Here is a 14314-nt window from a genome sequence, read left to right on the forward strand (position 1 = left end):
CGGAAGTATACGCTAGGATTTTTTTCTGCGCCGTACAAATTGCGTTTTTTGCTTCATTTCGCGAAGGGAAAGCGGGAGAATCCCGGAAAAATGCGATTTTTTGCTTGCTATAAAAATTTCAAATCGGCACACAAGGTTTCGGTACTCACATGGAAATTACGGTTCAAGACGACATTCATATCATCAAGATCTCCGGATCCATCCTCCAATCGGACAGCGAGGAACTGGACCGTAACCTCAGCGATCATAATTTCGACCCTTCTCCGAAAGTCATCATCGACCTTACGGAGGTGAGTCATATCTGTTCCACCGCACTAGGAATCCTAGTATCCTATAAGAAAAAATTCAATTCTGCGGAAGGCGATATCATCATCGTGGTAAACGACGAGGACCTTCTACAGTTGTTCGAAATCACCATGCTGGACAAGGTCTTCAAAGTCGTTCCCACCATCGACGATGCCTTCGACGAATTCAAACTGGGAAATTGAAATCCCTAGTCTTAGCCTCCAATAATCCGCATAAAGTCCGCGAAATAAGAGCCATCCTTGCCTCCTTGGGGATTGAATTGAAGACCCCCAAAGAGCTGGGGTTGGAATCGAACCCCGAAGAGACAGGCTCCACTTTCGAAGAAAACGCTTTGATCAAGGCCAGGGAGTTATTTGCCCTCTGCAAAATACCGTCGTTAGCGGACGATTCCGGAATTTCCGTGGAAGCTCTCGACGGAGCTCCGGGAATCCATTCCGCCAGATTCGGAGATCCTAGTTTGGATGACGAAGGAAGAACTAGACTTCTTCTGGAAAAAATGAAGGGGAAGGAAAACCGAAGCGCAAAGTATGTCTGCGTGATCGCGCTCGTAGACGGAACATCCGAATTCACTTTTCGAGGAGAATGTCACGGTCGAATCGCGGAGGATTACGATACGACAGGCAAAGGATTCGGGTACGATCCGATCTTTTATTTTCCCGCGTTCGGGGCCCGGTTTTCGCAGGTGGATGAGGAAAAAAAGAACTCAGTCTCTCACAGAAGAGAGGCTTTGAATCTTTTAACGGCCCATCTCCAACGAACAAACGGGTAGAATAGTACGAGAGGCTATTTCGCTTCCGCGAGTACGGGACCACCAGCGAGCCGTTTGTAGAATTCGGCTCCTTCCCTTTCCAAAAATTCCTCGTAGGTTCCTTTGAAATCCCGAATCCCTTCGGTCGTAACCTCTAAAACGCGGGTCGCTATGGAAGAAACGAACTCCCGGTCGTGGGATACGAACAAGACCGTTCCTTCGAATTTCGTCAAAGCGTAGTTCAAGGATTCGATGGATTCCAAATCCAAGTGGTTCGTAGGTTCGTCCAAAGCGAGAAGATTGTCTTGGGCCAGAATCATCCTGCCTAAAATGATTCTGGATTTTTCCCCTCCGGAAAGAACTTGGGTAGGCTTCTTCGCCATCTCTCCGCTGAAGAGCATCCTTCCCAAAATCGCGCGGATCTCTTCCATCTCGGTTCCCGGTGGCGCATAACGGTACAACCATTCCACGATCGTATCCGCATCTTTTTCGATCCCTTCCCTATGGTCCTGGGGAAAGACCGATGCCTCGACGGATTCTCCGAACAGTACGGATCCTAAATCCGGTTCCATCTGTTTCATCAGGGTTTTGAGAAGAGTGGTCTTACCTACGCCGTTCGTACCGATAATCGCGATCTTTTCCCCCTTCGTAATATTGATGGTAAAATCCTTGAAGATACTTCTATCCTCGTAGGATTTGGAAATCGATTCGGCGATAATGACATCCTTTCCTAAAGGTCTCTTCATTTTAAAGACGATGTACGGAAATTGTCGGGAAGACGGCCGGATATCTATCATATTGTCTTTGATCTTTTCGATCATCTTCTGACGGGAAGTCGCCTGCTTGGACTTTGCGGCGTTCGCGCTGAAACGGCTTACGAATTCCTGAAGCTCGGCGATTTTTTCCTTGGCTCGTTTATTGTCCGCCACACTGCGCTCCCGGGACGCTTGAGCGGCTTCCATGTATTCGTCGTAATTTCCGGGATACACGGTCATCGCCTGGTAATCCAAGTCGGCGATATGAGTAGCGATGGAATTGATGAAGTGACGGTCGTGGGAAATCACTACTACGACGCCTTTGTAGTTCAAGAGAAACGATTCCAGCCAATGGATCGTTTTGATATCCAAGTGGTTGGTAGGCTCGTCCAACAATAGGACGTCCGGTTTTTGGAAGAGCACCTGCGCAAGAAGAACCCTCAGCTTGAATCCGCCCGTAAGAAAGGAAAGAGTTTGAGCATGTATGTTTGTCGGAATCCCGAGACCTTCCAGAAGTTCTCCGGCGATACTCTCCGCCTCATACCCGCCCATTTCTCCGAACGTCTCCTCCAATTCGGAAACACGAATACCGTCTTCGTCGGACATTTCCGGCTTGGAGTAGATCGAGTCCCTTTCTTTGGCGATCTCCCACAATTCCTTGTTCCCCATCATTACGGTATCGAGCACCTTTTCGTTTTCGTACTCGTAATGGTCCTGCTTCAGATAACCGACTTTGATACCCGCATCGATCGCGATTGATCCTGCAGCAGGCTGTTCCATGCCCGCCAATATCTTCATGAACGTGGATTTTCCGGAGCCGTTCGCTCCGATCAAGCCGTAACGACAACCTTCCTTAAACTTCAAGGTTACGTTTTCAAATAGGATCTTTTTGCCGAAATTAAGGGAAAGACCTGAGACGCTAATCATAATAACCTACCTATCCGTTTAGGCGACTTTCATAGGAGAAAGGGAATACCGCCAGAGTCCCAAAACCTCGCTTATTTGCCAACTAAAACCGCCGGAATACGACTTCATGCTCTTTGGAACTCGGATGATCTTACCTTGTTTTTTAAGCGAGAGGAAGAAAAACGGAGAAGGGTTCGTTTCGTTCCGGTTTTTGTAGTCTTTCTTCCCTTTTTTTCGGTTTTACCTTGAATTTCCCGATTTTGCGCAGATATTAAGCGACGAATGAAAATAGCAGTGATCGGAAGCGGAATCGCCGGTTTAAGCGCCTGTTGGTATTTAGGAAAAGAGCACGAAGTTACGCTGATAGAAAGACATCCTCTGGTAGGAATGGACGCTCATGGAACGGATTTGGATTGGAACGGAAGATCTCTTAGAGTCGACGTACCTTTTCGAGCATTCAAAAAGAATTATTATCCTTGTCTATTGGAACTGTTCGAAGAGGCGGAAATCGAGGTCAGGCCCGTGGATTATTCCTTTTCCTTAAACTACAAGGACGGAACCACTTATTTCGGTTTTTCCACCATGGCTCTTGGAGGAAATTTCTTTCCGATCCCGTACTTCGCTTGTTTTTCGAATTCCATCTCGCGAAAAATATTATCCGACGCGATGCGATTTTACGAGGAATCCGAATCCCAATTGGATCGATTGTCCGATGAGCAATTGACGATTTCCTCCTTTTTGCGCCGGTTCGGATATTCCGAGGAATTTGAAGATAGGTATCTGATTCCTATGTTCTCCACGATCAACACATGTACCTCGGAGAGCGCGAAAAACTATCCGGCGGAAGCGGTAATCCGTTACCATTCCAAGGGACTCAAATTCCTGAGATTTCTGACCGCAAAAAAAGGTACGAGAGATATTACGGAACGACTGGCTTCCCGAGCCGCAAGAGTACTGCTTAATTCCGAACCGACGAAAATCGCTTTAAATAAAAATAAAGTGTATGTCAAATTCCGAAATGGTGAAGAGAGCTACGATCGCGTAGTCGTAGCCGCTCCGGCCGACAGGGCGGCTCCCATGCTTCCGGAAGAATATTCCGAAGAACGCAAACTGCTTTCCTCCTTTCGTTACGAGACGTCCGAAGTGGTGGTCCATTCCGATCCGCAATTCATGCCGAAGCAAAAAAAACACTGGGCGCCTATGTGTTTCGCTTTGTCCGAAGACGGAAAGAGCGCTACGGCTACCATTTTATTGAACAAGGTTCTTCCAGATATGGGGGAGAAACCGGTATTCCAAACTTGGAACCCGCTCACGGAGCCGGATCCGAAATTCGTGCTCAGCCGCTCCAAATTCGAAAGACCGGTGATAGACCTTTCTTCCAAAGAGATCATTCGGCGATTAAAGGAACTCCAACAAGGACCGGACAGAAAAGTATGGGTCTGCGGTTCGTATGCAAGATACGGAATTCCCTTACTGGAAGCGGGGGTCTCTACCGCCTTAGACGTCAAGAACTGGGTAGCTGCATCCGGGTTGAAATAAAAACTCCAGCCTACTTTTGGAGAGTATATAGCACATAACGGAAGAATTTTCTTCTTTTTTCGCTAGCTAAGAATTCTCCGAAACGGAGGTATCGAAGAGCCAATCCAGAAGGAACTCCTTCCATGCTCGGCAGAACTTTTTGTAGGAATTCCGCGAATCCGTCAAAAACGTATTCGTCCAAGATTTCGAAGGAAGTCTGTTCGAATCCCTCCGCTGCGTGGAGTCCGGCGAGTTCCTCGTAGGAAAATCGATTCGATGAGGGAATTCCTGCGAGGAACGAAAGGATATTCCGCTCGAGTCTTTCCTTCCAAGACAACTTCACGGCGGCAAACACCAATTCTGCGGAGCAAAACTTCCCGCCCGGTTTCAGAATCCGAAACGTTTCTTTAATGAACTTCCTTCGATCCCGAAAAAAATATGCGCTGTCCAAACAAAGGATTTTGTCGTAAGAATCGTCCGGAAATTCCGTAAGACTATCCGCGTCCGCGAATCTTAGATCTAAGGACGGAAGTAGACCTCTCCACTTCTTTTCCGCATAGGAAACCTGTTCCTGAGAAGAGTTGATCGCAACGATCCGATTCGAAGGTATTCCGAAAGTTTCACTCCAAACCGAGAGTTGGTCTCCGCATCCGCAGCCCAAATCCAAAACCCGATCATCGGCGGAAAGAGTCGCGGCTTCCCCTAATAAGAGAGCCAAATTTCTCGCCGCAGTCGGATACTCTTTCGTATTCTTCCAGTATCCGAAATTCGCCCAAGAAGATGCGCTTCCTATGTTCAGATAGAGATGAGCGAGAGTGTCGGGCGCTTCTTTTCTCTTTCTCCAGCCGAAAGGATCCATTCGGACAAAATCCTACTCCGGAGAAGAGTTCCTACAACCTTTTTTAAACCCCTTTCCTTTCGCTCAAAAAAGCGCTTTCCAGTCTTCGCGTTCAAGCGGAAACTACCGACACAGGTTCGTTATGAATAAAGACCGCATTTTCGAAATCCTATCTTCCGTACTCGGATATCTAAAGAAAAATTGGAAGTTCGTCCTAAAATATTGTTTCGTAGCGGGATTGGTCGTATCCGCGTTTTTGGTCGGCGGTTCTTACGTGGTCTGGCTAACCAAACAGGACGAAGTGATACGCAACCTAGAAACGTTTCAAAAGGAAATCTCGAACTCTTACGATCCCGACAGAAGTAAACCGATCCGGATTCTTGATAAGAACGGAAAACTGATCGGAGAATTTTCCCGTAGGAAATTCCGGCCGATCCGGACGGATAATCTGATAAATCATGGAAACATAATATGGGCTTTGTTGAGCTCCGAAGACCAGGATTTTTACAGACACGGCGGAGTCAATTACGCCTCCTTAGCCCGAGCCGCGATCGTAAATTTGACCACGTTTCGTAAACAGGGGGGCTCGACGATCACCCAGCAGTTGGCCAAACTTACGCTCGATCTCGGCGCGAGAAATATTTTCAACAAACTGACCGAATTTTATTGTACTTTTTATTTAGAGAGTCGCTTCGATAAGAACACCATATTGGCGATGTACTTGAATCGGATTTTCTTGGGGGAAGGAAACACGGGAGTCGAGGAAGCGTCCCGGTATTATTTCAACAAACCCGCCTTCGAGTTAACCCCTGCCGAGGCTGCGCTCCTCGTCGGAACCATCCCGGCTCCTTCCAATTACAATGCGGTGAGAAATCCGAAAGTCGCCTTAAAGCGGCAGAGAATGGTCCTCTTTCTGATGGCGGAAAACAAGCAACTCCATCCTAAACCTAATTCCATCGAAAAGGAATTCGAACGGAAGATAGACTCCAATGTCCGCAAGTTCAGAACCTTATATAAGGTGGAGGAAAATAAGGACGAGGAGGACAAAATATCCGTCACATCCGAAATCGGCAAGTACGGCTTCGATAAGGACTTTAACGTGAATTTGGCTCCCGACTTCAATTTTCAGATCCGGCAATTCGTAATAGAGAATTTCTCCGAAATCGATTTAGAAACCAGGGGAATGAACGTCTATACCACTCTGGACTTCGACAAACAAGAATCCGCGGAAAGGGCCCTAAGAGAAGGAATCGAAGGGGTTAGAAAAAAACTTTCTGAGGAAAAAGCGGCGTATTTGAAATCGGGGAAAAACGAGGAAGTCGCAATTCAGAAAAAAATCATCGAAAACATGAACGGAAGTCTGATTTCAATCAATCCTTCCAACGGTCATGTGGAAGCGTTGGTAGGAAGTTATAAAATCTCCAATATATTCAGATTCAACCGCGCGGTTTCAGCAGTTAGACAACCCGGATCTGTCATCAAAGCCTTGGTATATCTTCTAGCGTTCGAAAAAAGAATCATCACTCCGATCTCGATCGTCACCGACGAAGAAATCAAGATCAGAGGTTATTCCCCCAAGAATTGGTACAAAGGATACAGAGGTGACATGCAGGCCAGGATCGCGTTTGCCCAATCCGTAAATACGGTCGCCGTCAAACTGTTAAACGAAGTCGGAGTCGGAACCTTCCTTGATGCATTGGGAAAAATTCTGGATTTGGATCGAGCGGAACTGAACGAAAGATTCCAGCCGAATCTTTCTCTTGCGTTAGGTTCCGGAGAACTTTCACCCAAGGAACTCGCCACGATTTACGCAACCATAGCAAATCTAGGTAAGAAAGTGAAACCGATCGAGATTCTCAGGATTGCCGATTTTGAAGGATCCGAACTTTTTTCCCTACCGCCGACCCAGCCGGGAGACGTTGAACAGATTTTGGATCCTGTCGCCTGCGCCATGGTGCTGAATCTCCTGGAGGCGGTGGTCTCCGAGGAAGGCACGATGAAGGTCGGTTTAAAAGGAGAAGATCGATTTCCGATGGGAGGAAAGACCGGGACGGTCCAATCCCCGAAAGAAGCCAGAAAAAGATGGGGAAATCGAAAAGGTGTGAGGGACGCATGGTTTGCGGGAGTGAATCCGAATCTAGTCACAGCGGTTTGGATCGGCAACGACGCAGGAGCTCCTTTTCCGGGATCCGGCTCAGGGATCAGCGGTTCGGTCTGGTTCAAGTACGTTTCTTACGTTGCAAGGACGATCGGATTCGGAGATAGTCTGATCCCTCCGTTTAACGGCGATTATGTGAAGGTGGATATTTGCGGCGACACGGGCGGATTGCTTTCCGGAGAATCCGGTTGCCAGCATCCCCTTTACGGCCAATATTTTCATATAGGAGACCAACCGGCATCCTCCGTTGTAGCTCCGTTAAAAGAGGGAGCCAAGTCCGAGTCCACCGGCGAAGCATTGTCGGAGGAGGATTCCGTGGAATTGGAACTTCCTAAAATGAATGAGGAAGAATAGATCCGGATTTTAAGCGTTCCGCAACCAGATGCAATTCGTAAGGAGACCAAAGAAAGATCCACGGTGCGTCCTCACTTAAAATACCGAGGGATTCCTTCTCCAGTCCGCGGCCGTCCAAAGAATCCGTGGTTCTAGACCGACGCAATAGGGATTCCATCGCTTCGCTTTTGTAAAAAGACCGGTTTCCGGCGTTTCCGAATCGGTCTCCTGCAAATAAAGGGTCCACGAAATTCCAAGCCCCGGGAAAATCCGCATACCAAAAAAGCAAAGTAAGATCACCTCTTCCTTCCCCGTTTTCCTTGTACAAGGAGACCTTTTCCATCGGGTGAATCCTCACCTTCAATCCCAAATCCCTCAGATAACGTACGATAGCCGCTCCGTTTGCCTGATTTTCCTCGTCGCCGCGCATCCGGAAGTCCAACTCCTTGGATAAAATCTCCGGATAACAAGAGGACTTCTTCAAAAATTCCGTCGCTAGATTCGGGTCGTACGGATAGGGTTCGACGATCCCTTTTTCCGCAAAACCTTCCGCAACACTTTGAGGGAAGGGCCCGACCGCCACTTCCGCTTTGCCTTCCAGCAAGACGTTCAGAATTTTCCGTTTGTCCACCGCATAATTTAACGCTTTTCTAAAATTCTTATCGAAGCAGGGCTGCTTTGCGTTGATCGCCACATATTGGACTCCTCCTCCCTTTCTAACAAGCACGGACTCTTCCTTTACGTTTTTATTCCGCAATAGGAAATTCGGCAGCCTCATCTGATCGAGTTGTCCTTTTGCATAGAGAAAAATACCCGTGGTAGCCTGGGGAAGGATCCGGAACAAAAGAAACGGAGACACTGCCCCGCTCTGATTTTCGTTCGCACGGAGACGGATAAAATTATTCCGTTTCCATTCGACTAGCGCGTAAGAACCGCATCCTTTTTCGGGAGGGCCACAATAGATGGATGCTTGGGGAAGGGATAATTTTTCCAGGGCCTCCCGCAAACCTCCTTCGAATACAAGTCGAATCGTCATCGGATCCGGAGCGGTCCCTCCTTTCAAAAAGGAGTACGAGCTACGCTTCGGGCCGGAGGAATTTCGAAGACGATCCAACGAAGAAAGGACGACCCCGGCGTCGATCGGATTTCCTTGGGAGTCTTTTCGAACCTCCAATCGGATCTCCAAAATCCGATTCCGGTCTCCGGAGTTTCCGATCACCCGGAAACTTTTTGCCAGCGCAGGCAAGATCCTTCCGTTGTCGTCCAAGAGGAAAAGATTCGGATAAAGGTATTTCAGAGCGATTCTGGAAGATAAATCCGTGGATTGGATCGGATCCAAAGAAATCGGATCGGAAGACAGGGAAAAGATCAGCTCATCCGGAGTACGCTCTTGCTTTCCACAGCCGTAAAAAAGGAGGGACAAAACAAGGAAAGCTAGGGAAAAGGGTTGAGGAGGGAAAAACATTCCGGACCTATGAACGTCTATAGACGCCTCTTGGGGTATTCCTTCAAGTACAAATACAGACTACTGACCGGCATCGTCCTCTCTTTCCTCGTTTCGATTCTCAACGGAGCCTCCCTGACCAGCATCATTCCGATCTTCGACGCGATCGGCAAAGGAGGAAAAGCGGAATTCGAAATTTCCCTCACCAAGAAAGATCGCGCCCTATTGGAACGAAAAACCGGCGGGGAAACGCTCGCAGGTTTGGACAAAATAGAGGTCTATTTGGCGGAAAAGAAGACGGATACCAACCGTTTCCTCGCCTCTTTGCCGAAAGATCGCTTGGTTTTGCTCTTCTGCTGGATCGTTTTTCCGGTTTATCTTGCGAAGCTATTGTTTTTGGCCGGAGCCGTCTATTGTATCAACTCCGCCGGATATTTGGCCGTTCGGGATCTAAGAGCGCAGCTCTATTCCAAGGCCCAAGAACTGCCTCTTAACCAGTTTGTTCAGGAAAAAACCGGAATTTTCATGAGCCGGATCATAAACGATGTGGAAGTTCTCGCGAAGCTGATCAGCTCGGACCTGAAAGACGCCATTACGGATTTCTTTTATATCGTAACCCACCTTTCCTTTTTGCTCTTCCTGAGCTGGAAGATGTTTTTAGCGGTAATCGTAGTCGTTCCGTTGGTGATGGGCCCCGTTTCGGCGTTCGCGGATCGGATCAGACGCGCGACCAGAAACCAACAGGAAAGACTTTCCTCCCTGAACGGACATTTACAGGAAGTCATTTCCGGAATCCGCGTCATACGCGCTTTCTCCATGGAAAAAGCGGAAGCGGCCCGTTTTTGGGAAATCAACAAGGATCTTTCCGACAAAACCTTTAAGGGACATTTCTACCACCAAATCGGTCCTTCCCTGGTGGAACTTTCCAGTTCCCTTGTCGCCGTCATTTTCTTGAGTTTCGGAGCCTACTTAATGGATGCCGAAGACTTCTCTCTCGGAAAATTCATGGTTTTCTTTCTTACTCTGGTTTTTTTGACTAGGCCGTTCAAGCAGATGGGAATGCTTTCCAACTCCATCCAAAGCGCCGTAGCCGCGGGAGAAAGAGTATTCGAATTGTTGGACAGCGATACGGATATCAAACAACCCAAGAATCCTATCGTACCGAAGCGCCTTGCGGAAGAATTCCGTTTCGAAAACGTAAGTTATTCGTATCCGGGAACCAAAGGACCAGCATTAGAAAATTTGAATTTGACTATTGCAAAAGGATCCACGGTGGCCTTAGTCGGAGCTTCCGGCGCGGGTAAATCCACGGTAGTGGACTTAGTTCCGAGATTGATAGATCCGACGGAAGGAATCATCACCTGGGACGGCATCGATCTCAGGAATTTGGATCTTGCTTCGTTAAGAAAAAAAGTATCCATCGTCAATCAGCAGGTTTTTCTATTCAACGGAACGATTCGGGACAATATCTGCTACGGAAACGAAAACGTTTCGGAAGATCGATTGAGAGAAGCGGCTGATCTGGCATTCGCGACGGAGTTCATTCTTTCCTTCGAGGACGGATTCGATACGGTCGTGGGAGAACGAGGAGTGATGCTCTCCGGCGGACAGAGACAGAGAATTTCCATCGCAAGATCCTTATTGCACGACCCGGAAATACTGATTCTAGACGAAGCGACTTCCGCGTTGGACACAGAATCGGAAAGATTGGTCCAACAAGCTCTGGAACCTCTCTATAAGAACAGAACCGTGATCATTATCGCTCACAGACTTTCTACGATCCAGGTCGCGGACAAGATTTTCGCGATGGAAGGGGGACGCATCGTGGAGGAAGGCAGTCATTCCCAATTGATGCAGTTGGACGGAAAATACAAAAAATTATACGAGATGCAATTCGCGGAATCCCCCGCTTAAGAGTCCTATGCTCCTACGTTTCGTCAGGATCCTTTTCTTTCCGCTGCTTTATCTTTTAAGTCTTCTTTATCGGATTCTGTTTTTATGCGATAAGGCAAGAAAGGCCCCGAGAAAACTTCCTCACGCGTTCGTCATTAGCGTCGGAAATTTCAGCGTAGGCGGAACAGGCAAGACTCCTTTTACGCTTCACCTCGCCGAATTACTGCACGGAAAATTTCCGAAGATCCCGATCGTAATCCTGAGTCGGGGTTACGGCGGCTCCGTCCCCGAAGGAACGGCCAGAGTACGAATCGATTCGCCGGCAAAAGAAGTAGGAGACGAACCCTTACTATTGAAAAAAAACCTTCCCTTCGCCGAAGTTTACGTCGGTAAGGATCGGTATGAATCCTATTCCAGATTCCGTCGCGATTCGCGAATCTCAGAGACGCAAATCGTATTCGCGATTTTGGACGACGGTTTTCAACACCACTCTTTAAGTCGAAACCTGGAAATCGTCCTATTGGATTGCACCAGAATCGGAAAAGATAGATTTCAAATTCCAGCCGGAAGACTGAGAGAACCCTACACCTCCGTAAGCAGAGCGGATTTTCTCATCGCGTCGAAATACGAGGATCGTTTCGGGAAGGAATTGGAAAAATGGAAAAAAAGTTTCCGGCCGAAAACGGTATTAGAATTCCGTTTTGTACCGACGGATATTTGTCTGACCGGAACCCATCTAGAAACCGTCAAAATTCCGGTAGAAGCATTAAACGGAAAAAAGATTCTCGCCTTTTCCGGGATCGGAAATCCGGAGCCTTTCTATCTTTCCCTAAAGGAGGCGGGTGCGCAATGTACCCTCCTACGTTTTCCGGATCATCATTCCTACACCCGGTCGGATCTGCAAGAACTCTCGCATGCGGCGGAAGGAAAAGAATTTATAGTATGCACGGAAAAAGACTGGGTCAAATTATCCCCTCTTCTCGAGGGATCCTCCGACCACCGCTGGGCGTATCTAGAAATAAAAACCTCCCTTCAAAACGAATCCGTTCTCTTGGACAGAATCGATGAATTCGTAAAACGTAATATTCCTTAAAATACGGGAAATTGCGGCCTTCGGATCGTAGCGATCGCTACATTCTTATTCCACATCGCTCAACTTATTTTTTCCAATTATGGAAAGATTTTTCCAAAATTGATCCATAGAGAAAGGGAAATCTTGATGCGGATAACCCCGGAAAACGATTGTAAAAATTAGAAATCATGATCTATACTGATTGCGACATCCATATGAAGCCTCTTGTACTGAAAGCGGCGATGCTGGTGTTTCTTCTTTTACCAGTTTCGTTTTTATCCGCACAACAATTGCAATCCGTATTTCTTCGTGACGGAAGAGTTTTAAAGGGCGAAGTCGTCGACCAGACCGCCACATCCATACAACTGAAATTGCCCGACGGGAAAGTATTGGAACTCCTGAAGACTTCCATTTTGAGAATCAGTTTTAAGGACGCCCCTCCACCGAAACAGGAAAAGGAACTGAAAAAGACGGAACCGACTCCGGAAGAATTGGAAGCCGCCAAAAAATTGGAGGAGGAGAAAGCCGCAAAGCTTCTGGCGGAACAGACAAAGAAGGACGCTCTATCCGAGGAAAAGAAAGCGAGACAGGCCAAACGGCAAAAGGAAATCGACGAGGCCAAACGAAACTCCTTGGAGCTCTACGCCGGAACCGGTATGGGATCCTTTCAGTACCAAACCGAGGATTATTACGAGAAATTTCTTAACTTCGTCAACTTGACCAAGGGTAGCAATAGTGGAGGCCAATTTTTTTCGAGCCCGCAAACCAAGGCAAAACTTCCTCTCACCGTTTCTGCTCGTTATTCCTGGAATCGACTCGTGTTAGAAGCGGGAGGCTCGAACTTCCGGAACAATGCATCCATGGTGGTACCGGGGACCATGAATACTAGCGGAGCTCTCGTAGCGAACCAACCTTCCTTAGCCATTAGCTCCTTTCCGGAAACCTACAAACAGTTGTATGCTCAGGTTTCTTTCAGCGTATACCCCCACCCGAAATACGATGTCCGTCCCATTTTAGGATACCAGCGCATCTGGCAGAAAGCGGATAACTCCTTTCTTCTGGACTTGTCTCCCGCCGTTCCCGGAGGTTTCAGCGTCGTTCGCAAAGAAGACAGAGCGGTCGCAGATTATTTGCACGGGCCGTCCTTCGGAGCGGCTTTTGATATGAAGATCAACGAAAAGTTAGAAGCCAGGTTCGAAGTGCAATCGTATTCTCTAAAAGGAGATTCTCAGGCGAATTTGGACACGTATGCCATGGGCATCGGCGGAAATCCGGGAGGAAACGAGACTACTAGGATTCTGAACCACTGGAACGCAAAAGGTTCCTTTCTATCGGCAAAACTGATCTACCAATGGAAGTACGGACTCCGGTTCTGGGTCGGATTCCAATCCACAAAAATCCAATACACTTTGCAGAGCACTCGAGCGGAAATCGGAACGGCGAATCCAGATCCGCCGGACCAATTGCTCCTTCAGCAAATCGTCATCAATTCCATAGCCCAATCCTATGCCGGCGCCACATCCACGTCCGCTATTTTCCTTGGAGTAGGAACCGCCTTCGACTTTAAAAAATGATCCGCAATCTTTCAGCTGCAACACGGACAGTCCGAGCGGCGTTCCAGACGGATCTTTCTAAAATCCATACTCTTGGTTTCCACTTGGATCATATTTCCGAATAATCCGGAATCCGGACCATTCGGAAATTCTAATAGAAATTTTATCGCTTCCGTAGCTTGGACGCATCCTATCAATCCCGCGACGCTTCCGATCACTCCGGCTTCGGAACAGGAAGGAACAGATTCGGGAGGAGGTTCGGATTCGTATACGCAGCGAAAACACGCGTCCACTCCCGGCCTTACGCCCATGACCATTCCTTCGAACCGTAAGACTCCCGCAGTAAGGAAAGGAATCTTCGACCGAACGCAGGAATCGTTCACCAAAAATTTGGTCCCGAAGTTGTCGGATCCTTCCAAGACCAGATCGAAGTCTTGGAGTAAGGAGTCCGCATTTCCGGACGAGAGGCGAACGGCATGGCTAGTGATTTGAACGAAAGGATTCAATTCGCGGGAATTGCGGGAGGCAATCTCCGCTTTTTTTGCCCCTATGTCCGAATGACGGAACAAGATCTGTCTTTGAAGATTGGTCGTATCGACTTCGTCGGAATCGATGATGGTAATATTTCCGACCCCGGCTGCGGACAAATAAAACAACGCCGGAGATCCTAAACCGCCGGCACCTATGATGCAAATTTTGGAAGACTTAAGTTTTTCTTGTCCCGCCCGGCGGACCTCGTCGAGCAGGATATTGCGGGAATAGCGGCTAAGTTCTTCCGGGCTCAACACTC

The 14314-nt window shown here is 47.9% G+C and carries 11 protein-coding genes; 7 read left to right on the top strand and 4 right to left on the bottom strand.

Features of this window, described 5'->3' with window-relative positions; translation table 11 throughout:
- Nucleotides 1-149 precede the first annotated feature (149 nt).
- Nucleotides 150-488, top strand: coding sequence for an STAS domain-containing protein (locus EHO61_RS02875; RefSeq protein ID WP_010417441.1), 339 nt, complete (start codon nucleotides 150-152; stop codon nucleotides 486-488).
- On the top strand, nucleotides 485-1075 hold the full coding sequence (gene rdgB, locus EHO61_RS02880) for an RdgB/HAM1 family non-canonical purine NTP pyrophosphatase (RefSeq protein WP_135812126.1): 591 nt from the start codon (nucleotides 485-487) through the stop codon (nucleotides 1073-1075). Before EHO61_RS02875 ends, rdgB begins: the two co-directional genes overlap by 4 nt.
- 14 nt (nucleotides 1076-1089) lie before the next feature.
- Here rdgB and EHO61_RS02885 read toward each other — a convergent pair whose 3' ends face one another.
- Entirely contained in the window at nucleotides 1090-2736 is a 1647-nt protein-coding gene (locus EHO61_RS02885; RefSeq protein ID WP_135812127.1) for an ATP-binding cassette domain-containing protein, read from the bottom strand.
- Between the two features lie 261 nt (nucleotides 2737-2997).
- On the opposite strand from EHO61_RS02885, the gene EHO61_RS02890 reads away from it, so the two are divergent.
- On the top strand, nucleotides 2998-4254 hold the full coding sequence (locus EHO61_RS02890; RefSeq protein WP_135812128.1) for an FAD-dependent oxidoreductase: 1257 nt from the start codon (nucleotides 2998-3000) through the stop codon (nucleotides 4252-4254).
- Between the two features lie 10 nt (nucleotides 4255-4264).
- On the opposite strand, the gene EHO61_RS02895 is transcribed toward EHO61_RS02890, so the two are convergent.
- Nucleotides 4265-5092 (bottom strand): class I SAM-dependent methyltransferase, encoded by an 828-nt coding sequence (locus EHO61_RS02895; RefSeq protein WP_135812129.1) that lies wholly within the window; start codon nucleotides 5090-5092, stop codon nucleotides 4265-4267.
- 121 nt (nucleotides 5093-5213) lie between these two features.
- On the opposite strand from EHO61_RS02895, the gene EHO61_RS02900 reads away from it, so the two are divergent.
- Nucleotides 5214-7583 carry a transglycosylase domain-containing protein gene (locus tag EHO61_RS02900; RefSeq protein ID WP_135812130.1) on the top strand — a complete coding sequence of 790 codons (2370 nt, stop codon included), beginning with the start codon at nucleotides 5214-5216 and terminating at the stop codon, nucleotides 7581-7583.
- Here the strand turns inward: EHO61_RS02900 and EHO61_RS02905 are convergent.
- Nucleotides 7561-9027 (bottom strand): ABC transporter substrate-binding protein, encoded by a 1467-nt coding sequence (locus tag EHO61_RS02905; protein WP_135812131.1) that lies wholly within the window; start codon nucleotides 9025-9027, stop codon nucleotides 7561-7563. The two genes, EHO61_RS02900 and EHO61_RS02905, sit on opposite strands and share 23 nt — an antisense overlap.
- A 9-nt stretch (nucleotides 9028-9036) precedes the next feature.
- Here EHO61_RS02905 and EHO61_RS02910 point away from each other — a divergent pair, with 9 nt between their 5' ends.
- From EHO61_RS02910 to EHO61_RS02920, 3 genes are all read left to right on the top strand, one after another.
- Entirely contained in the window at nucleotides 9037-10920 is a 1884-nt protein-coding gene (locus EHO61_RS02910; protein WP_135812132.1) for an ABC transporter ATP-binding protein, read from the top strand.
- A gap of 7 nt (nucleotides 10921-10927) precedes the next feature.
- A complete protein-coding gene (lpxK, locus tag EHO61_RS02915) occupies nucleotides 10928-11992 on the top strand; it encodes a tetraacyldisaccharide 4'-kinase (RefSeq protein ID WP_135812133.1) in 1065 nt (354 codons plus the stop codon).
- Nucleotides 11993-12159: 167 nt separating this feature from the next.
- The gene (locus tag EHO61_RS02920) at nucleotides 12160-13545 is read left to right on the top strand and encodes an LA_0442/LA_0875 N-terminal domain-containing protein (RefSeq protein WP_246031982.1); all 1386 of its coding nucleotides are present in this window, start codon (nucleotides 12160-12162) and stop codon (nucleotides 13543-13545) included.
- An 11-nt stretch (nucleotides 13546-13556) separates the two neighbouring features.
- Here the strand turns inward: EHO61_RS02920 and EHO61_RS02925 are convergent, their stop codons facing one another.
- Nucleotides 13557-14312, bottom strand: coding sequence for a HesA/MoeB/ThiF family protein (locus EHO61_RS02925; protein ID WP_135812134.1), 756 nt, complete (start codon nucleotides 14310-14312; stop codon nucleotides 13557-13559).
- Nucleotides 14313-14314: the final 2 nt, after the last annotated feature.

Origin of the sequence: Leptospira fluminis, from assembly GCF_004771275.1 — a bacterium.
GTDB classification, from domain to species: Bacteria; Spirochaetota; Leptospiria; order Leptospirales; family Leptospiraceae; genus Leptospira_B; species Leptospira_B fluminis.